The organism is Streptomyces sp. NPDC094034 (assembly GCF_040303865.1).
GTDB lineage: Bacteria > Actinomycetota > Actinomycetes > Streptomycetales > Streptomycetaceae > Streptomyces.
Genome location: NZ_JBEOUD010000006.1, coordinates 210,881 through 230,331, shown reverse-complemented (window position 1 = coordinate 230,331; position 19,451 = coordinate 210,881). Strand labels below are relative to the sequence as shown.

Here is a 19,451-nt window from a genome sequence, read left to right as displayed (position 1 = left end):
CCCGAGCAGCAGCAAGCAGCCAGAAGCAATCCCCGCCGAGAGGTTCACCCATGGCAGGCGAGACCGTCATCACGGTCGTCGGCAATCTCGTCGACGACCCCGAGCTGCGCTTCACCCCGTCCGGTGCGGCGGTCGCGAAGTTCCGCGTCGCGTCCACTCCCCGCACCTTCGACCGTCAGACCAATGAGTGGAAGGACGGCGAAAGCCTCTTCCTGACCTGCTCGGTCTGGCGTCAGGCGGCGGAGAACGTCGCCGAGTCGCTCCAGCGAGGCATGCGCGTTGTCGTGCAGGGCCGGCTGAAGCAGCGGTCCTACGAGGACCGCGAGGGCGTCAAGCGCACGGTCTACGAGCTGGACGTCGAAGAAGTCGGCCCCAGCCTCAAGAACGCCACGGCCAAGGTCACCAAGACCACCGGCCGCGGTGGCCAGGGCGGCTACGGCGGCGGCCAGCAGGGCGGCGGAAACTGGGGCGGCGGCCCCGGTGGTGGTCAGCAGGGCGGCGGCGGAGCACCTGCCGACGACCCGTGGGCCACCAGCGCGCCGGCCGGTGGCGGCCAGCAGCAGCCGCAGAGCGGCGGGGGCAATGGAGGCGGCTGGGGCGGAAGCTCCGGCGGCGGCTACTCGGACGAGCCGCCCTTCTAGGGCGGGCTCGCACCCCACTTCTTGATCACACAGGAGAAACACCATGGCGAAGCCGCCTGTGCGCAAGCCTAAGAAGAAGGTCTGCGCATTCTGCAAGGACAAGACCCAGTACGTGGACTACAAGGACACGAACATGCTGCGGAAGTTCATTTCCGACCGCGGCAAGATCCGTGCCCGCCGCGTCACCGGCAACTGCACGCAGCACCAGCGTGACGTCGCCACGGCAGTCAAGAACAGCCGTGAGATGGCGCTGCTGCCCTACACGTCCACCGCGCGATAAGGGAAGGGTGACCGAATCATGAAGATCATCCTCACCCACGAGGTCTCCGGCCTCGGTGCCGCCGGCGACGTCGTCGACGTCAAGGACGGCTACGCTCGCAACTACCTGGTCCCGCGTGGTTTCGCGATCCGCTGGACCAAGGGCGGCGAGAAGGACGTGGCGCAGATCCGCCGCGCCCGCAAGATCCACGAGATCGCCACCATCGAGCAGGCCAACGAGATCAAGGCCCGCCTCGAAGGCGTGAAGGTACGTCTGGCCGTTCGCTCCGGCGACGCCGGCCGCCTCTTCGGCTCCGTCACCCCGGCCGACCTCGCCTCGGCGATCAAGTCCGCCGGTGGCCCGGAGGTCGACAAGCGCCGCATCGAGCTCGGTTCGCCGATCAAGACCCTGGGCTCGCACCAGGTGTCCGTCCGGCTGCACCCCGAGGTCGCCGCGAAGCTCGGCGTCGAGGTCATCGCCGCCTGAGCGAAGCGCTCAGCAGTACAGCGCTCAGCAGTACATGGAGAGGACCGCATCCCCCAGGGGATGCGGTCCTCTCGTTCTCTCCGAGGTCACTCTCTCTGAGACCACCCGGGATCTGCGACCGCTCGGCAGCGGCCATGTTTTCGGCAGTGGCCATGTTTCACGTGAAACCAGGTCTGCGTTCTTCCGTCAGCGGGTGGCGCCTACGACCAGCCACCGCCCCGAGCGGGTGCGCAGCCAGAGCGTCAGCATACGAACCCCCATCATCAGCCCCATCGCCCACCACAAAGCCGTCAGACCGCCGCCCCAGATGGGAACGAGCAGCGCGACCGGGGCGAAGACCGCCAGCGTCACCAACATCGCTCCCGCCAGATAGGGGCCGTCCCCTGCGCCCATCAGCACGCCGTCCAGCACGAAGACGATCCCCGAGATCGGCTGAGTAACAGCCACCACCAACAGAGCCGGCAGCAGCGCCTCCCGCACCACCTGGTCACCGGTGAACAGAGGAATGAACAACGGACGCGTCGCCACGATCAGAACGCCGAGCCCCACACCCGCCGCCACCCCCCACTGCACCATGCGACGGCAGACATCCCGGGCGCCCTGAGTGTCACCCGCCCCCAGATAGCGGCCAATGATCGCCTGGCCCGCGATGGCGATCGCATCGAGCGCGAAAGCTGTCAGACTCCACAACGAAAGAATGATCTGATGGGCCGCCACATCCGCGTCGCCCAGGCGCGCGGCGACCGCTGTGGCGATCATCAGAACCGCGCGCAGCGACAGCGTACGGACCAACAGTGGCACGCCGGCCTGCGCACTCGCCCGTATCCCCGCCGCGTCGGGACGGAGCGAGGCCCCGTGCCGACGCGCTCCACGGACTACCACCACGAGATAGACGGCGGCCATGGCGCACTGAGCCAGCACCGTTCCCCAGGCGGAACCAGCGATCCCCAGACCGGCACCGTAGACGAGCACCACATTGAGCACCGCGTTGGCACCGAACCCGCCGATGGCGACATACAGCGGAGTCCGCGTGTCCTGGAGCCCGCGCAGCACACCCGTGGCGGCGAGCACGACCAGCATGGCCGGGATACCGAGACTGGAGATCCGCAGATAGGTCACCGCATACGGGGCGGCGGTGTCCGACGCCCCGAACAGACCGACGAGCCAGGGCGCGGCGGGCAGTGTGACGGCGATGACGGCCGCGCCGAGCAGAAGAGCGAGCCAGATGCCGTCCATACCCTGACGGATGGCGGCCTGGAGATCACCTGCGCCCACGCGCCGGGCCACGGCCGCGGTGGTGGCGTAGGCGAGAAAGACGAAGATGCTCACCGCGGTCATCAGCAGGGCTGCCGCGATCGCCAGTCCGGCGAGTTGGGGGGTGCCGAGATGGCCGACGATCGCGCTGTCCACCATCACGAACAGCGGCTCTGCGACGAGGGCGCCGAAGGCGGGAACGGCGAGGGCGATGATCTCGCGATCGTGCCGTCGGGGGCCTGTCCTGGATATCGCGGGAGCCTTTGTCATGCGCTCAATCTAATCTTCCACAGGTAAGTGACGCAATGCGACTGGGCTCCTTACGTGACTGCCTCGCGAAGGCTCGACTGTGTGCCGTTTGTTCTGATCTTGGTCCAGTCGGGAAAGTTTTTCTCCCCCACAGTCGGTGGACGGAAAAAGCGCAGGTCAGAGTGGGTTCGGCAGGGGCATTATGAGTTTGTCCACAGTGCTGTCCCCCGGTCCGTGCACAGGATCGCCGGGGTTCTCCACAGCATCTGATCGGTCGTCCACATGGCCTGTGGATAACCAGATTGGCTGACGGTGCCCGCGGGCCTACCGTGGACCGGCGTCCGACGCGCCGGAACCGGAGATGGGCCTCTCGTTTTGTCAGTGTCGTGCCGTAGAAAGAGTGGCACGGCGAGGTCCGCTGAGCGGACGTGAGGAGGTGGCCGGTGAGCATTCCCGAGCCATTGGACGACCCTTGGACCGACGCCGGTCCCAGTGACCGTCTGCCTGTCTCCCGGCAGCGCCGTGGCGAGGGGCAGGGCCGCGAGGAGCAGCACGAGCGCGGTCGGGACAGCGGTGCCTGGGACGGTGGGTCACCCGGGTTCGAGCGAGTCCCGCCGCAGGATCTCGATGCCGAGCAGTCCGTACTCGGCGGCATGCTGCTGTCCAAGGACGCCATCGCCGATGTGGTGGAGATCATCAAGGGGCATGACTTCTATCGCCCCGCGCACGAGACCGTCTTCCAGGCGATCCTCGATCTCTATGCGAAGGGCGAGCCGGCCGACCCGATCACGGTGGCGGCCGAGCTGACCAAGCGGGGTGAGATCACCCGCGTGGGCGGGCCGTCGTATCTGCACACCCTGGTGCAGTCGGTGCCCACGGCGGCCAACGCCTCGTACTACGCGGAGATCGTCCATGAGCGGGCGGTGCTGCGACGGCTCGTCGAGGCCGGCACGAAGATCACGCAGATGGGATACGCGGCCGACGGCGATGTGGACGAGATCGTCAACTCCGCGCAGGCCGAGATCTATGCCGTCACCGAGCAGCGGACCAGTGAGGACTATCTGCCGCTCGGCGACATCATGGAGGGAGCGCTCGACGAGATCGAGGCGATCGGTTCGCGCAGCGGTGAGATGACCGGTGTGCCGACCGGCTTCACGGACTTCGATTCCCTCACGAACGGGCTGCACCCCGGCCAGATGATTGTCATCGCGGCCCGTCCCGCCATGGGTAAGTCCACGCTCGCTCTGGACTTCGCGAGGGCCGCGTCGATCAAGAACAATCTGCCGAGTGTGATCTTCTCGCTTGAAATGGGGCGCAATGAGATCGCGATGCGTCTGCTGTCGGCGGAGGCGCGGGTGGCGCTGCACCACATGCGATCGGGCACGATGACGGACGAGGACTGGACGCGGCTGGCCCGTCGTATGCCGGATGTGTCGCAGGCTCCGCTCTATATCGACGATTCGCCGAACCTCTCGATGATGGAGATCCGGGCGAAGTGCCGGCGGCTGAAGCAGCGCAATGAGCTGAAGCTGGTGATCATCGACTATCTGCAGCTGATGCAGTCGGGCGGTTCGAAGCGGGCCGAGAGCCGTCAGCAGGAGGTCTCGGACATGTCGCGAAACCTGAAGCTGCTGGCCAAGGAGTTGGAGCTGCCGGTCATCGCGCTGTCGCAGCTGAACCGTGGTCCGGAGCAGCGTACGGACAAGAAGCCGATGGTCTCCGACCTGCGTGAGTCGGGGTCGATCGAGCAGGACGCGGACATGGTGATCCTGCTGCACCGCGAGGATGCCTACGAGAAGGAGTCGCCGCGCGCGGGTGAGGCCGACCTCATCGTGGCGAAGCACCGTAACGGCCCGACGGCGACGATCACGGTGGCGTTCCAGGGCCACTATTCGCGCTTCGTGGACATGGCGCAGACCTGACGCCCGTCCCTCGCCTGCTGGATCCGGGTGCTCGATACGCCGAGGTCGGTTCGCTTGGTGCGGCCCCGCCGTGGACAGCCGTCCGGCGGGGGCCGCGTCCGCCGGGGGTCAGGCGTAGAAGTCGCGCTGCCAGCGGTGTTTGGCGAGCAGGGTGAGCTGGTCGGAGGTCAGCGGGTGCCCGTCGCTCACGGCGGTGTTGCGCTCCACGTTCCGTACGGTGCGCATGCCGGGGATGACGGTGGAGACGGCCGGTGCGCTGAGCACGTACCGCAGTGCGGTTTCCGCGATCGCGTCGGGGGCGATGCCCAGCTCGGTGGTGATCGCGTTGACGCGCTGCTCGACCTGGGCGGGACGGTCGCCGCGGAAGTAGCGGCTGCGGAAGTCGCCGTCGGGGAAGGTGGTTCCGGCCGTGATTCGCCCTGTCAGGCCCCCTTCGTCGAGGGCCACTCGGACGATCACGCCGACTCCGTGTTCCTGGCAGGCGGGAAGCAGGGTGTCGGCCGGGGCCTGGTCGAAGATGTTGTAGATGACCTGCACGGTGTCCACGACGCCGCTGCGGACCAGGGCGAGGGCGTTGTCGGGCTCGTGGTCGTTGATGGATATGCCGAACAGGCGGATCTTCCCCTGCTGCTTGAGTTCGGCGATGGTCTCCAGCCAGTCGCCGCGGCCGACCCATTCGTCGCTCCAGACGTGGAACTGCAGTACGTCGAAGTGGTCCAGGCCGCTGACGCGCAGGCTGGTCTCCAGGCTGTCGCGGATATGTGTGCCAGGGAAGCTCTCGGCGGGGTCCAGCCCGCCGGGGGCAGGCCAGACGCGATTCTTCGGGGGCACCTTGGTCGCCACGTACACCTGGTCATCGGCCCGCTCGCGGACCACTTGGCCCACGATGCGCTCGCTCTCGCCGTAGCCGCGGGCGGTGTCGATGAAGTTCACGCCCCGGTCGATGGCGTGGTGCAGTGCGCGTACGGACTCGTCCTCCGTGGCGCCCACCCAGCCGGACTCGCCGATGCCCCAGGCTCCGTAGCCGATCTCGGACACCGACAGGCCACTGCGTCCCAGCTCGCGGTAGTGCACAGTCCCCTCCACATCTTGGTTGGTCGGGTTGGGTTGGTCAGGCCGCTCGTTCGGCGGCGCTGCGTTCCACGCAGAATTCGTTGTCTTCCGGGTCGGCGAGGGTGACCCAGCCCGTGCCGTCGGGGCGGCGGTGGTCGCCCACAAGGGTGGCGCCGAGGGCGAGGAGGCGGTCCACCTCGTCGTCGCGTGTGCGGTTCTGGGGCTGGAGATCCAGATGGACTCTGTTCTTGGTGGACTTGGCCTCGGGCACCTGGATGAACAGCAGCGTGGCGCCCTCTGACGCGAGCACGGCTTCCGGGTCGCCGGGGTTGTCGTCGTCCGCCAGGGAGCCGCCGATGACCTTGGCCCAGAAGCTGCCGAGGGCGTAGGCGTCGGCGCAGTCGATGGTGATGTGGCGTACCAGGGATGTCATGCGGTCACTCTGATCATTGCGGCCGTTTCTGTCCAGGGTGACGCCGTGGAGCGAAATGCAGTCGACCGGGCGGGGCTGTCGCCGGTAGATGTGGACCATGACCTCATCTCCCGAACAGTTGCTGCCCAGTACGCGTCGAGCCCTGTTGCACCGCATCGCCCGAGCTCAGGCCGAGGGCCGAGCTCCATCACTGGTTGGTGCGGTGGCGCGAGAGGGGCGGATGGTGTGGACGGGGGCCCGTAGTTGCGTGGAGGGGCATGCTCCGGACGCGGATACGCAGTACCGGATCGGGTCCATCACCAAGACGTTCACCGCCGTTCTGGTACTGCGGTTGCGTGATGAGGGACTGCTCGATCTGAACGACCCGCTGGAGAAGCACCTTCCGGGCACGGGGGTGGGCGAAGTCACGGTTGCTCAGCTCCTGGGGCACAGCGCGGGGTTGAGCGCGGAGACCCCGGCCCCCTGGTGGGAGCGGACACCGGGTTCGCTCCGCCCGGAGCTCGCCGATGTCCTCGGTGAGCGGCCCGTGCTGCACCCGGCGGGACGGCGCCATCACTACTCGAATCCAGGCTTCACGCTGCTCGGGTCGCTGGTGGAGGCCGTGCGCGGGGCGTCCTGGGAGGAGGTGCTGCGGCGTGAGGTTCTTGAGCCCTTGTCCATGGACCGAACGTCCTCGCGGCCCATGGCGCCGCACGCGGGCGGCTGGGCTGTGCATCCCTGGGCCGATGTGATGCTGGCCGAGCCCGTGGAGGATCTGGGCCTGATGGCCCCCGCCGGTCAGCTCTGGTCGACGGCCGCCGATCTCTGCCGCTTCGCGGTCTTCCTCTCGGAGGGGGACGAGAGGGTTCTGAGTGCGGAGTCGGTGCGGGAGATGCGGACGCCGGCCGCGCCGCCCGAGGCCGGGGAGTGGAATGGCGGCTACGGGCTCGGGACCCAGCTTGCCCGGTGGGGGGACCGGACGCTGGTGGGGCATATGGGTTCGCTGCCCGGATTTGTCGCCGGTCTGTGGGTCAGCGTGGAGGAGGATGTGGCGGCGGTGGTGCTGGCCAATGTCACCTCGGGGCCGTATGTCGGGGTGATCGCGGCAGAGCTCATCGGCATTGTGGCCGAGGCGGAGCCGCGGATCCCCGAACCGTGGCGTCCGCTGCCCGAGGCGGACCGGGCGCTGCTGGATCTCACCGGGCCGTGGTACTGGGGGACGCATCCCTTCGGGCTGAAGTGGTCGTCGGACCGGGGCCTGGAACTTGATCCGCTACGAGGCGGCGGGCGTGGTTCCCGCTTCGTGGTGCAGCCGGATGGCGACTGGAGAGGACTCGATGGCTACTACGCGGGGGAGACCCTGCGGGTGGTGCGTCGCCCTGACGGCTCGGTGAGCCATCTCGATCTCGGGTCGTTCGTCTTCACGCGCGAGCCGTATGAGCCGGGCGACGCGGTCCCCGGGGGCGTGGACTCGAAGGGCTGGCTCGGCCGCAGGGATTTCAGGGAGTAGAGAGACTGTGATGTTTCACGTGAAACCGGGCACATAAGGATGCGGTTGTCAGATACTCATCTTGAAACCGACATGTGAGGCGGTGAAGCCGAGTCGCTCGTAGAAGCGGTGGGCGTCGGTGCGGCTGGCGTCGGAGGTCAGCTGGATCAACTGGCAGCCCTGGCGACGGGATTCGTCGACCGCCCACTCGATGAAGCGCGTGCCGAGTCCGCTGCCGCGCGCATCGGCGTGTACGCGTACGGCCTCGATGATGGAGCGGGTCGCGCCGCGCCGGGAGAGTCCGGGGACGATGGTGAGCTGGAGCGTGCCGATGATCCGGCCATCGAGTTCGGCCACCATGACGTGCTGGTTCGGGTCGCGGGCGAGTCGCTCGTAGGCCTCGGTGTACGGGGTGAGGTCGTCGGGGGATTCGCGCTGGGCGCCCAAGGGGTCGTCGGCGAGCATCGCCGCGATGGCGGGGATGTCGTCGTGGGCGGCGGGCCGTATGTGCAGATCGCTCATGATCCGCAGAGTACGCCGGAGGGCGCTGACGGGGGCCGGTCGGGGGCCGCGGTCGGTCGATCGGGCGGTCGATCGGTCCGGGAGGCTCAGCCGGTCGCCATGTTCAGTGGTGCGAACCGTCGGGACCGGTCGCCGGGCAGTTCCCGGTCGCTGTATGTCATGAGCGTCGTAAGGGTGACCGGATTCAGGCCATGCTCTTTGAGCCAGTTGAGCAGTTCTTCGTGGCGCAGGTCGATGACGGTTCGAACGGGTCGGTCCGAGCCCGTGGCCAGCGTGGAGATCAGTGCTTTCGCTGTCTCTGTGTCCCGGGCGATCAGGGGGCCGATGACATCGGCGCTCGCCGACGGCCAGGCCGCCGCGTACCCGATGAGGGTGGAGCCTTCCTCCGCGACTCTGAGCCGGTCGGCGAAGGCCGGAAGCCGTGCGATGAGGTGGGTGCGGTCTGCTCCGAAGACTTCGGTGTCCAGGCGTACGAGGGCCGGCAGGTCGCTGGCGGACGCGGGCCGGGTGGTGATCCGCGGCGGGTGCTCCGATGACCGGAGATGTCCGAGGAGCGTCTCGGCTTCGCCGATGTCGGTGAAGCCAAGCTTCTCGTAGAGCGGGCGTCCGAATGGAGTGGCGTAGAGGGTGAGCGGGGTGCTCCCGGCCTCGTGCAGCGCGTGGTTCATGAGCCGCCGCCCGAGCCCCTGGCGCGCGTGCCGTCCGGCGACGAGCAGCATGCCGATGGAGGCGAGTTCCGGGCGGTCCGTGGGGCCGTACGAGGTGACGACGCATACGCCTGCCAGCCCTGTGCCCGCCGGGTCGTCGATGCCATAGGTGGTGCTCGCCGAGAGGAGCAGACTCCATTTGCGCTCTTCGCGTGGCCAGCTGCGGTCTTCGGCGAGGTCTGCGCAGGAGGTGAGGTCGCTCATGGTCAGACGGCGGATCGGCTGTGCGGACAGCGGTGTCGACATAAGGATCAGGCTGTCGGAGCCGGTGATCGTTCGTCCACCGCTTTACGAGAAGTAGTGCGACGGGATGCGGCCCGGTGCTGCAGACGTCGGCCGCGCCGTGTGAGTCCCCAGGGTTTGAGTACGGAGATCGCTGTCATGAAGAGATAGGCACAGCTCGCCACGGTGGGCGCGGCGACGAGGCTGCTGTTGGGGAGTCCGGCGGCCGCGGCGTCGTTGATGGTCGGCCGCAGGGCGAAGACGGTTGCCGCGAGGGTGATCAGGGTGAGCCAGAACTTGATCCACACCCAGCGGTGCCGGGCCAGACCCCAGGGGGTTCCGAGTGAGAGCAGCACTCCACTGATGAGGGCGAGCAGAGCGATGGGGACGATCAGCCAGTCGGCGAAGATCTTCATGGCGCGGTAGGCGGCCTGTGTGGTGGTGGCGTCGTCGGTGATGTAGGCGGTGATGCCGAGGGTGAGGAGGCCGAGGGTGAGTCCCAGCCAGCTCACGGATGTGGCGACATGGGCGACGAGGAGAGTACGGCGCGCGGGCCGCTTGAGTTGTTTCACGTGAAACACGGTGCCTTGCGGCCGGGTGTGGGGCGTCTGACCACGGGAGTAACCGCGCGTACTAACCTCGGCGTACATGGCAAGCGTACGCAGACTGCATCTCTTCGACCTCGATGGAACGCTGATCCGTGGTTCGGCGGCGGCTGTGGAGATTTCCCGGCAGTTGGGGGTAGGTGCCGAAATCGCGGAGTTGGAGCGTGAGTTTCGATCCCTGGGGCTGGCGCCGGACGAGTTCGCGGTGCGGGCCCGGGAGCTGTGGGCAGAACTCACCCTCGCGCAGGTCGCGGCGGCTTTCGAAGGCGCGCCCTGGCTGCTGGGTATCCGTGAGGTCTGGGCGGATATCCGGAAGCGGGGGGATTACTGCGCTGTTATCTCCTTGTCGCCCGACTTCTTTGTGGCGCGGCTGCTGGAGTGGGGTGTGCATGCCGCGCATGGTTCTCGCTGGCCGGTGCTGCCTTTCACCGAGCCGGTCGACCGGGCGGGCATTTTGAACCCCGCCGCCAAGGTGAAGATCGCGAACCGGCTGTGTGCAGAGTTCGGGGTGGGTCTGGACGACTGTGTCGCCTACGGTGATTCGATGTCTGATGCGGAGATCTTCGCGACGGTGCCCCGGGCTGTGGCGGTCAATGCGGATCACCATCTGTCGGGGCTTGCTACGCACACGTACAAGGGAGGCGATCTGCGTGAGGCCTATGAACTGGTTCGGCTCCAGTGAACCGGTACGGCGGCGGCAGTAATACTCTGACCCGGAGGTGCCGCGGGAAACGCGGCGGGAATCCGGCGAATGAGCACAGGAGCGATGCAGCCTAACGGTAAATCCGGTGTGGATGCCCGGACTTCGCGCTCTTTGTCCCCTGTGGTCCCTCGGCCTGTCATGCTGCGTGCAGAGGCGATGTGGGCAATGTCGCACTCCTTCACCTTGTGCCCGAATGGGGGCTTCGGGGGAGGTTGACGTGAGCTGTCAACAGTCCTAGTCAGAGCGGGGAATTGCTAGCGTATTCCGGGCCAGCGGAAGTGCGCAGACCGACCGAGAGATGTTCGAGGCGAGGCACACCATGGACGCTCCGACCACCACGTCGGCCGACAACGGCACTTCTGGAGACGGCGGAGGAGGCGGTTGGTTCGCGGCCCGTAGAGCGCCGAAGGGCGAGGGCCGGCCGGACACCGGGACCGCGGACGGCGCGCGGGAGGCGGCCGGGCGGGAGCGAATACCCGTTCCGGGGCGCTCGCTTGCCTCCATACGCCCGGTGGGCTCCGGGGCGGCTCGTTCCGCGCCGCCGCCGCGTGAGGGCGCCGTGGGGCATGATTCACGGACGGATACGGCGGCCGGGCGGCAGCCGGGGCCGGTGGACGACGTTCCCGAGGCATTCCGGCCGCGTGGCAAGGGGGTACGCGGCGCCGACGGACCGGCTCCTCATCCGCCGGTCCATGAGCATCCGGCACCGGCAGGCCCTGCACCGGCAGGCCCCGCCGCAGCCGCTACGAACCCCGCTTCGCATCCCGCCGCGACGGCCGGCAGCGGCGGTGGACCGGCCGCCGAGGCCGCACCAGGAGCAGCGAAGCCTGCCGCACCGATGCCGGGCGCGCTGCCTCCCGAGGCGCCGGCGCCGCAGCCGTCCACCGGGGCCCCTGTCGCGTCGTCCGCGCCCTCCGCGTCAACAGCGCCCTCCGCTTCAGCCGCGCCCTCCGCTCCCGCGGACGACCCGGACGCGTCCCCGGACGCCATCCTGGTCCGCCGTACGCTGGCCGAGATCGCTCCGGTCTCCGACCAGGTCACCTCGTACTTCTATTCGCTGCTCTTCGTCCGTCACCCGGACCTGCGGAGCCTGTTCCCCGTCGCCATGGACGCCCAGCGTGACCGGCTCCTCAAGGCGCTGCTGACCGCCGCCGAGCACATGGACTCGCCGGCTGTGCTGACGGGCTATCTCCGCCAACTGGGCCGGGGACACCGCAAGTACGGCACGCAGGCCACGCACTATCCCGCCGTCGGCGAGGCGCTTTTGGGGGCGCTGTCCCGTTACGCCTCGGCCAGCTGGGACGACGAGACCGAGGGCGCCTGGGTCAGGACGTACACCACGATCTCGCAGATCATGATCGACGCGGCGGCGGAGAACGAGCTGCACGCTCCGGCCTGGTGGCAGGCCGAGGTGGTCTCGCACGATCTGCGCACGTCCGACATCGCGGTCGTCACGGTCCGCCCCGATCAGCCGTATCCGTTCGTGGCGGGGCAGTACACCAGCCTGGAGACGCCGTGGTGGCCACGGGTCTGGCGGCACTACTCGTTCGCTTCCGCGCCCCGTCCGGACGGTCTGCTGTCCTTCCATGTCAAGGCGGTTCCGGCGGGCTGGGTCTCCAACGCGCTGGTCCATCACGCCCGTCCCGGCGATGTTCTGCGGCTGGGCCCGCCGGCCGGTTCGATGACCGTCGACCACAGCACGGACAACGGCCTGCTCTGTCTGGGCGGCGGCACGGGCATAGCGCCGATCAAGGCGCTTGTCGAGGATGTCGCCGAGCATGGGCACCGCCGCCCCGTCCACGTCTTCTACGGTGCGCGCCATGACGCGGATCTGTACGACATCGAGACGATGCTGCGGCTCCAGAGCGTGCATCCGTGGCTGGCGGTGCGTCCGGTGGTCGCCGAGGGGCCCAGCCAGGGGCTTACGGGGCAGCTTCCGGAGGCGGTGCGCGACTACGGTCCCTGGCATGAGTACGACGCGTATCTGTCGGGGCCGCCCGGGATGATCCGCAGCAGTCTCGACGCGCTCAAGGGGGCGGGGATCCCGTTGGAGCGGATCCGCCATGACTCCCTTGAGGAACTGGTGGCGGCGGTCGGCTAGGTCCTGTCGTCCGGGCCAGGGCCTGTCGTCGGGATCCGGCCGGATGGGGCCGGGAACGCGGCGCGGCCGGGCTGGTGGTCTTCAGGCCAGGTCGGGGGCGTGCATCGCGCGTACGCCCTCGATATTGCCGTCCAGGTAGTGCCGCAGTGACAGCGGTACGAGGTGGACGGCGGCGATCCCGACACGGCTGAAGGGCACCCGTACGATCTCGTACTCGCCATGCGGCTCCTCGATCTCGGGGCCGTGCCGCAGCGAGGGGTCCATCGAGGCCAGCCGGCAGACGAAGAAGTGCTGCACTTTGACGCCGGTCACGCCACCGTCGGCGATATGTTCCACGGTGTCGACGAAGCAGGGCACCACATCCATGATCTTGGCGCCGAGTTCTTCGTGGACTTCGCGGTGGAGTGCGTCGACGACGGTGGTGTCCGTCGGCTCCACTCCGCCGCCGGGGGTGAGCCAGTAGGGATCCACTCCCGGTTTGGTGCGTTTGATCAGGATCAGGTCGTCGCCGTCGAGCAGGATGGCGCGTGCGGTGCGCTTGACCACGGGCCTTTCGGTCATGGGAAGAGGTTCGCCCGGGATTCCCCTTCTGAAACTCCCGCCGGGACTCCCAGCTGTCTCCCGCCTGTCTCCCGCCTGTTCTCCTCTCACCACTCCTCGGCGGCGCGCAGCAGCCATTCATGGGCCCGTGCGACCGGGGGCAGGGTGAGGGTGCCTGTGCGTACGACCAGGAAGTAGGTGCGCAGCGGGGGTACGGGCGGATCGAGCAGCGCGACCACTTCCCCGCGCTCCAGCGCTCCTTCGCAGAGGTAACGGGGCAGTACGGCCAGTCCGGCACCCGCGGCCGTGCATTCGAGGACGGCCCGCAGGTCGGGGGCGATCACGGTGCCGGCGGCGGCCGGCTGGGACTCGAAGACGGTCGCCCAGTAGCGGGAGACGAGCGGGAGGGATTCGTGCACCTCCACCACCGGCAGCTGCTCCAGCACCACCTGGCCCTCGCGCAGCACGTCATGGCCCAGCCTGGCCGCCCAGCGGGGTGCGGCGATCAGTACATGTTCCTCGTCGCAGAGCGGAGTCGAGGTGAGCAGCCCGCCGCGCGGCCGAGCCGTGGTGATGGCCAGATCGTGGTGTCCGGCGGCCAGGCCTTCCAGGGTCTCTTCGGGGTTGCCGAAGAAGGAGGTGCGCAGGGCGAGGCCCTGGGTGGTGAGCGGGGTGAGCGCGGGCAGCGCCCGCAGGGAGGTGAACTCCGGTGGTCCGGCCAGATGGAGTGTCCGTACGCCGGATTCCTCGTCGAGTCCGGTCTCGGCGATCTCGACAAGGGCGTCGAGATGGGGGGCGGCCCGCTGGGCGAGTTCGTCGCCGATGGTGGTGGGGGTCACGCCGCGGGCCTGGCGCAGGAAGAGCGGCCGGCCGAGCTGTCGTTCCAGGGTTCTGATCTGGCCGGTGACCGCGGGCTGGGAGAGACCGAGCAGCGCCGCGGCGCGGGTGAAGGAGCCCGCGCGGTGCACGGTGACAAAGGTGCGGAGCAGGGCCAGGTCCATGTTCCCGCTCTCCCGTCTTGAGCCTCGGCCCCCGCGGCAACTCCGGACAGTCAACTATAAATAAGTCGATAGGTCGCTGTCGCTACTGTGATTGGACACTGACGCAGAGTCAACTAGCCTTGGGCAAATGGTTCTCCGCGCGTGGAACCTGGGACGGTCCGAGCCATGAGGGGGGAGGCTCGGACCGTCCAACTTTCGTATGCCGCCTGGCTGCGGGTTCCTTGTCGGGGTACTGCTTCCAGATGAGGGCTGGGGAGTGCTGGGGGAGTTTCAGCACGAGGGGAGTCTTGGCGGCCGTAGGTGGCGCGAGCAGGGCGTTCACCGCGGCGGCGCCCTTGGCTCCGGACTGCGGCATGAAGTGGGCGTAGTGCTCAAGCGTGATGGTCGGTGTCTCATGGCCGAGCCAGTGGGAGAGCGTGACGATGTCCTCCTCTTCCCTGAGCGTCACCGAGGCGTAGGTGTGACGCAGGACGTGGAAGCCGTCCTTCCGGGACTCGGTAAAGGCGCCTCGGCGCGCGCCCGGCTCCGGCTTCGGGATCAGGCTGGCTGCCACGAGCGCGGGCTTCCAGGTGCGGACGTTCCAGTTCTTGAAGTTGTTCGCGTTGCCCGCAGCGTTGGTGAGGACGAGGGCGTGCTGCTGCGTCTTCTCCGCGTCAGCTTCTCCCCAGGGCAGTTCGATCAGGAGGGGCGCGTACTCGCGCATGTGTCGCCGGAGCTCGGCCGCGACGGAGGCCGGCATGGGCACGACGCGGGTCTTCTCCCCCTTCGGCAGCTTGTAGAGCATCGTGTTGCCGTCGAGCTGGATCTGGCGGTGTACGTGGATCTGCGCGTCTTTGAAGTCGATGTCTGCGGCCGAGAGCCCGAAGACCTCGCCCTGGCGTAGACCGCAGCCCGCTCCGAGAACGACCGCGATGCGATGACGCGGGTTGATGGCTTCGAGGACGGCCCGCACGACTTCCGGCGCCCACGCTTCCCGCTTCTCCTTCACCTTCTTCGAAGGGAAGACGACGGACTTGGAGCGGGCGGAGTTGGAGGTGATCCGCTTGTCCTCGACCGCAGTGTCGAGGATGCTCGCGAGCGTCGAGCAGATGCTGTTGCCGTACGAACCGGCCACCGTCTCTTCAAGGTGGACGATGAACTTGCGCAGGACGGCCGCAGTGACGTCCCTGAGTGGGAGGGCACCGAGCTGCGGTCGAATGTGGTTGAGGCGCTCGTTGATGTTCTTGCGATTCTTGCCACGCTGGGGCTTGCCCGGCAGCCAGTACTTGTCGATGTACTCGGACAGCGTGATCAGTCCGCGGCGGGGGTCGACGAACTCGCCTTCCCGGGCCTGGGACGAGGCCTTGGCTAGCCAGGCCTTCGCGTCGTCGAGCGTCTGGAACGTACGGGCGCGGACGCCGGGGATGCCTGCGACCTTGTACCGGTCCCCCTTGCCGGTCGCGGGATCGGGGCGTTTGTTCAGCCACCGGTCCTCGATGTATCCAGCCACTCAAGCTCCCTTCTGCGTATTCGGAGCCGGACGCGGAGCATGTGCTCCGTGACGCCCAGTTCGTAGGCGGCTTCCTCGCGGGAGGTCGCCCAGTTCAGCGCCTCTTCGAGATCCACGGCGGGGACGAGTTTGCGGGCTGCGGCCTCGTCGGCGCGGATTTCCTGTCGTCGAGCCCAGACGTGCTCGATGGGTGAGGTGTTGCGGCATTCGCTGTCGTTGTTGATCGCGTGTTCGATCTCGTGCGCGAGGGCGCAGCGTTCCTGCACCTGCGTGAGTCGATCGGCCATGACGACCAGGCGGTCGGAGGGCACCCACCACGACCACGAGTCACGCAGCGGCGCGTAGCGGATGTGCAGCCCAAGCTCATCGGCCGCGTCCCAGGGGTTGTACGGCTTGATCATGTGGGGGGTCTCGCGGCGGTGGGCGGACAGGAGTCGAGGGCGCGGGGTCGCAACGGGTGGGGGTAGCGGGCAGGCGGCGGTGGCCATGCGCTCTCCGTTTCACGACATAGAACTGATGTTCGATTCTGTGGGAATGATCATTTGTGTGCAACCCGAAACGCTGAGTGCCGCTCCTATTCCTCGCGTTGCTCGGCGCGGAACTGTCGTACGACGTCGTCGACGACTGCGCGGTCGGAGTCGGGTCCGCCGTCGCTGCGTGGAGAGTGGGCTACGGCGGCGAAGTGCTCTTGGGTGAGGCCGGCGGCGCGAGCCTGTGCGGTTACGGCGGAGGACAGCAGGGCCTCGGCGGCGGCGTCGAACTGGGCCAGCGCGGCAGGTTCGGCGCCCATGTCCGCGCAGATGCGGCTGAACTCTGTGGCTTGGCGAAGGGCCGCGACCAGACGCCCTGTGTCGCCCGTGGGTCCTGCGGTGCTGGTGCATGCCGACGCCGTACGCGCACTGGTTGAAGTCGCCGCCGACCAGCCGCAGCCCGGTGTCGCGGCACGGGTGACTCGCCGCACCTTGCCCGCCTCACGCGACTACACCTGGGGCAAGCCGAGCGGGTCGGTGGAGTTCACCTGCGCCGACCCTCGCCGCTACCAGGTCGAGGAACAGGTCGCCCGCACTGGGCTGCCCGAACCGGAGCCCGGTCTCGACTGGCACCCCACCGACACGCCGCCCGGCGTGGAGTGGGAACTCGATTACGGCGCCGCAGGTACGCCGGGCGCCGTGCTCGTCGACAACGCGGGGGACGCCGATACCCAGCCCGTCCTGGCGATCACCGGCCCGGTCGTGCGACCCACCGTCACGAACCAGGCGACCGGCGCGGTGCTGGAGTACGACATCACGCTGGCCTCCAACGACCGGCTGGTCATCGACACGCAGGCCGGCACCGTCACCCTCAACGACACCGCCCCGCGCCTGTACACGGCGACCGCACGCAGCACCCCCGAGCAGGCGTTCACGCTCCCGCCCGGCGAATCACTGCTCACTTTCCGCGCCGCCGAGTTCAACGCCAATGGGCCCCTCACCGTCTTGTGGCGCTCCGCGTACTGGTAACCCTCGACCCTCAGGAGTCCGACCATGACCGTCAGGGCCGCGTGGCTCACCAACCGCGGGGATACCGCAGGGGGACAGACCCGCAACGACACCCGCCTCGCCCCGCTCGGCACCATGACCCCTGCCGCCGAACTCACGACTTCCCCCGGTGCGATCCCCGGCAGCGATCCCTTCGCGCTCACGGCCACGGGCCCCATGACCGCCACCTTGGCCACCGGCCGTGCGATCATCCAGGGCACCGAACCCCAAGGCGCCTACCCCGTCGCGATCACCGCCGACGAGCCGCTGGTGTTCGCTGACGGCGACCCTGCCAACCCGCGCATCGACCTCGTGGTGCTGCGCGTCTACGACACCGCATACGACGACTCCGGCCAGACCCTCGTCGCCGTCGAGATCATCCCCGGCACGCCCGGCGCCGCCCCCACGGCGCCTTCCACGCCGAGGGGCGCGCTCGCCCTCTTCCGGGTCCAAATCGCCGCCGGGATCTCCGCGGGCACGGGCGGTATCGGGTTCGCCGCGGCCACCACCGACGTGCGCCGCTACACCGCCGCAGTCGGCGGCATCACTCCCTACAGCGTGGCCGGCGCCCACCGAGGCCAGTACCGCGACAACGGCACCGGACTCCAGCGCTACACCGGGACCGCCTGGTCCGGCCTCGCTACCGGGCTCATCACCTGGACGAAGGCGTCCCTCGCCTCTGGCTACGGCCACAACGGCAACAGCAACGGCGACGTGCGCTACCGCGTGATCGACCTGCTCGGCACCCGCTTCGTCCAGTGGCGCGGCGGCATGAACGTCTCCTACTCCGGCGGCAACCCGCGCGGCAGCGGCAGGTTCCTGCGTAGCGCCCTGCCCACCACCGCTCGCCCCAGCTCCGGGCTGCGAACGCTGCCGGTGGCCTGCTCGTCTGCGAACAGCTCGATCATCGCCGTAAAGATCGACTTTCACAGCAACGGCACGGCGACCCTGTTGTCCGCCGCTGGCGACGCCCCGCCCTGGGTCAGTCTTCACGGCGTCATGTACCCGCTCTGAGTAGGGGACGTGACCTCCGTCTACCGCGCGCTCTTCTGCGACCTGCGCACCGACCAGGTACGCGATGCCTTCCCGATCTCCTCCGTCAGCATTGAGGACTACATCGGCAAGACCGGCACCCTGACGGCCACGCTCACCGCACCGGACCACGACACCGCCGAGCGCGTCCGCACAGCCGTCATCCCCGGGCGTACCGCGGTGTGGATCGAGCGCGACCGCGCCATCTGGTGGGCCGGCATCGTGTGGACCGCCGCGCTGTCTTCCACCGACCGCGGTATCCCCGCACAGGCAGAGATCCAGGCCGCGACGTTCGACAGCTACCTGGATCACCGGCTGCTGACTGCAGATCTCACCGCAACGAACCTCGATCAGTTGGAGACTGCCCGGCGTCTGCTGGCCTTCGCCCAGGACGCCGAGGGCGGCGACATCGGTATCCGCACCACCACCCAGACCTCTGGCGTCGCGCGCACCCGTAAATACTCCCGATACGACCTGCCCAAGCTCCGTGACCTGCTCGACAAGCTTGCCGCCACGGACAACGGCTTCGAGTGGCGCATCCGCTGCTACCGCGACACCGACGGCGAACGCGTCAAGGAACTCCAACTCGGCTACCCGCGCATCACGACGTCCAGCACCGACACCGACACCGTGCTCAACTTCCCGGGCCCCATCGCCTCGTACCGATTCCCGTACGACGCCACCACCCGTGCCACCCACTGGCGCTCCCGCGGCGCTACCAACAGCACCAGCCAGCGCCCGCTCATGTCCGCCGCCCTCTACATCCCCGGCGCCATTGAGGAGGGGTGGCCCCGACTCGACGGCACCAGCGACTACACCACCGTCACCTCCAAGACGGTTATCGACCAGCACGCCACGGCGGACTTGCGCGAAGCCTGGAACCGGACCACTGTTCCCGAGATCACCGTCAACCTCGACGCCGCAGCCCTGACCCCGGCCATCCTCGGCGCCACCGTCCGCCTGCGCATCGCCGACGTCTGGGCCGACCAACTCACCGGCCGCTACCGCGTGGTCGGCTTCACCGTCCGCGCCCCCGAAAGCGGCCAGCCCGAGTCCGCCTCCCTCCTCCTCGACGCCGCCACCAGCTCCGTCGCAGATCAAGGAGACGACGACTGATGGCCACCATCCCGCCCGACCTGCTCGACCGCATCCGCCGCCTTGAAGAGGACATCCGCGAACTACGCGGACGCCTGCCCGCGCCCCCGCCGGATGACACCGACGAGTAACGCAGCCCCCAGAAGGAGTCC

General features: G+C 68.4%; 20 protein-coding genes and 1 pseudogene. 10 read left to right on the top strand and 11 right to left on the bottom strand.

The window, feature by feature from the left end:
- The first annotated feature begins 50 nt into the window (after positions 1-50).
- The 3 genes from ABTZ59_RS08880 to rplI are packed head-to-tail and all read left to right on the top strand — an operon-like array spanning position 51 to position 1,386.
- A complete protein-coding gene (locus tag ABTZ59_RS08880) occupies positions 51-641 on the top strand; it encodes a single-stranded DNA-binding protein (RefSeq protein WP_351392887.1) in 591 nt (196 codons plus the stop codon).
- Between the two features lie 43 nt (positions 642-684).
- On the top strand, positions 685-921 hold the full coding sequence (gene rpsR / locus ABTZ59_RS08875; protein ID WP_003967857.1) for a 30S ribosomal protein S18: 237 nt from the start codon (positions 685-687) through the stop codon (positions 919-921).
- Positions 922-939: 18 nt separating this feature from the next.
- Entirely contained in the window at positions 940-1,386 is a 447-nt protein-coding gene (gene rplI / locus ABTZ59_RS08870; RefSeq protein ID WP_030354350.1) for a 50S ribosomal protein L9, read from the top strand.
- 186 nt (positions 1,387-1,572) lie between these two features.
- Here rplI and ABTZ59_RS08865 read toward each other — a convergent pair whose 3' ends face one another.
- Positions 1,573-2,910 carry an MATE family efflux transporter gene (locus tag ABTZ59_RS08865; RefSeq protein WP_351392883.1) on the bottom strand — a complete coding sequence of 446 codons (1,338 nt, stop codon included), beginning with the start codon at positions 2,908-2,910 and terminating at the stop codon, positions 1,573-1,575.
- A gap of 422 nt (positions 2,911-3,332) precedes the next feature.
- On the opposite strand from ABTZ59_RS08865, the gene dnaB reads away from it, so the two are divergent.
- Entirely contained in the window at positions 3,333-4,811 is a 1,479-nt protein-coding gene (gene dnaB / locus ABTZ59_RS08860; RefSeq protein ID WP_249951484.1) for a replicative DNA helicase, read from the top strand.
- 108 nt (positions 4,812-4,919) lie between these two features.
- Here the strand turns inward: dnaB and ABTZ59_RS08855 are convergent, their stop codons facing one another.
- Positions 4,920-5,885 (bottom strand): aldo/keto reductase, encoded by a 966-nt coding sequence (locus ABTZ59_RS08855; RefSeq protein WP_351392955.1) that lies wholly within the window; start codon positions 5,883-5,885, stop codon positions 4,920-4,922.
- A 40-nt stretch (positions 5,886-5,925) separates the two neighbouring features.
- A pseudogene (locus tag ABTZ59_RS08850) lies at positions 5,926-6,297 on the bottom strand (VOC family protein); the annotation flags it as partial.
- Positions 6,298-6,394: 97 nt separating this feature from the next.
- Between ABTZ59_RS08850 and ABTZ59_RS08845 the strand changes: the two are divergent.
- Positions 6,395-7,786 carry a serine hydrolase domain-containing protein gene (locus ABTZ59_RS08845; protein ID WP_351392879.1) on the top strand — a complete coding sequence of 464 codons (1,392 nt, stop codon included), beginning with the start codon at positions 6,395-6,397 and terminating at the stop codon, positions 7,784-7,786.
- Between the two features lie 48 nt (positions 7,787-7,834).
- Here the strand turns inward: ABTZ59_RS08845 and ABTZ59_RS08840 are convergent, their stop codons facing one another.
- From ABTZ59_RS08840 to ABTZ59_RS08830, 3 genes are all read right to left on the bottom strand, one after another.
- Positions 7,835-8,287, bottom strand: a complete 453-nt coding sequence (locus ABTZ59_RS08840) for a GNAT family N-acetyltransferase (RefSeq protein ID WP_351392877.1) — start codon at positions 8,285-8,287, stop codon at positions 7,835-7,837.
- A gap of 86 nt (positions 8,288-8,373) precedes the next feature.
- Positions 8,374-9,240, bottom strand: a complete 867-nt coding sequence (locus tag ABTZ59_RS08835) for a GNAT family N-acetyltransferase (RefSeq protein WP_351392874.1) — start codon at positions 9,238-9,240, stop codon at positions 8,374-8,376.
- Between the two features lie 5 nt (positions 9,241-9,245).
- Positions 9,246-9,788, bottom strand: coding sequence for a DUF2269 domain-containing protein (locus ABTZ59_RS08830; protein ID WP_351392872.1), 543 nt, complete (start codon positions 9,786-9,788; stop codon positions 9,246-9,248).
- A gap of 76 nt (positions 9,789-9,864) precedes the next feature.
- Here ABTZ59_RS08830 and ABTZ59_RS08825 point away from each other — a divergent pair, with 76 nt between their 5' ends.
- Positions 9,865-10,503: an HAD family hydrolase gene (locus ABTZ59_RS08825; RefSeq protein WP_351392869.1), complete on the top strand. Its 639-nt coding sequence runs from the start codon at positions 9,865-9,867 to the stop codon at positions 10,501-10,503.
- Positions 10,504-10,996: 493 nt separating this feature from the next.
- Positions 10,997-12,625 (top strand): globin domain-containing protein, encoded by a 1,629-nt coding sequence (locus tag ABTZ59_RS08820; protein ID WP_503002427.1) that lies wholly within the window; start codon positions 10,997-10,999, stop codon positions 12,623-12,625.
- Positions 12,626-12,706: 81 nt separating this feature from the next.
- Here the strand turns inward: ABTZ59_RS08820 and ABTZ59_RS08815 are convergent, their stop codons facing one another.
- The 5 genes from ABTZ59_RS08815 to ABTZ59_RS08795 form a co-directional block, all read right to left on the bottom strand.
- Complete coding sequence (locus tag ABTZ59_RS08815; RefSeq protein WP_351392866.1) at positions 12,707-13,186, bottom strand: NUDIX domain-containing protein; 480 nt, start codon at positions 13,184-13,186, stop codon at positions 12,707-12,709.
- 86 nt (positions 13,187-13,272) lie between these two features.
- Positions 13,273-14,166: a LysR family transcriptional regulator gene (locus ABTZ59_RS08810; protein ID WP_351392863.1), complete on the bottom strand. Its 894-nt coding sequence runs from the start codon at positions 14,164-14,166 to the stop codon at positions 13,273-13,275.
- Between the two features lie 109 nt (positions 14,167-14,275).
- Positions 14,276-15,655 (bottom strand): tyrosine-type recombinase/integrase, encoded by a 1,380-nt coding sequence (locus ABTZ59_RS08805; protein WP_351392861.1) that lies wholly within the window; start codon positions 15,653-15,655, stop codon positions 14,276-14,278.
- Entirely contained in the window at positions 15,625-16,056 is a 432-nt protein-coding gene (locus tag ABTZ59_RS08800) for an ImmA/IrrE family metallo-endopeptidase (protein WP_351392858.1), read from the bottom strand. Before ABTZ59_RS08800 ends, ABTZ59_RS08805 begins: the two co-directional genes overlap by 31 nt.
- Before the next feature lie 173 nt (positions 16,057-16,229).
- Entirely contained in the window at positions 16,230-16,445 is a 216-nt protein-coding gene (locus ABTZ59_RS08795) for a hypothetical protein (protein ID WP_351392854.1), read from the bottom strand.
- A gap of 67 nt (positions 16,446-16,512) precedes the next feature.
- Between ABTZ59_RS08795 and ABTZ59_RS08790 the strand changes: the two genes are divergently transcribed.
- The 3 genes from ABTZ59_RS08790 to ABTZ59_RS08780 are packed head-to-tail and all read left to right on the top strand — an operon-like array spanning position 16,513 to position 19,320.
- The gene (locus ABTZ59_RS08790; protein WP_351392852.1) at positions 16,513-17,154 is read left to right on the top strand and encodes a phage distal tail protein; all 642 of its coding nucleotides are present in this window, start codon (positions 16,513-16,515) and stop codon (positions 17,152-17,154) included.
- Between the two features lie 24 nt (positions 17,155-17,178).
- Complete coding sequence (locus ABTZ59_RS08785; protein ID WP_351392849.1) at positions 17,179-18,186, top strand: hypothetical protein; 1,008 nt, start codon at positions 17,179-17,181, stop codon at positions 18,184-18,186.
- A gap of 9 nt (positions 18,187-18,195) precedes the next feature.
- Positions 18,196-19,320, top strand: coding sequence for a hypothetical protein (locus ABTZ59_RS08780; RefSeq protein WP_351392846.1), 1,125 nt, complete (start codon positions 18,196-18,198; stop codon positions 19,318-19,320).
- Positions 19,321-19,451 lie beyond the last annotated feature (131 nt).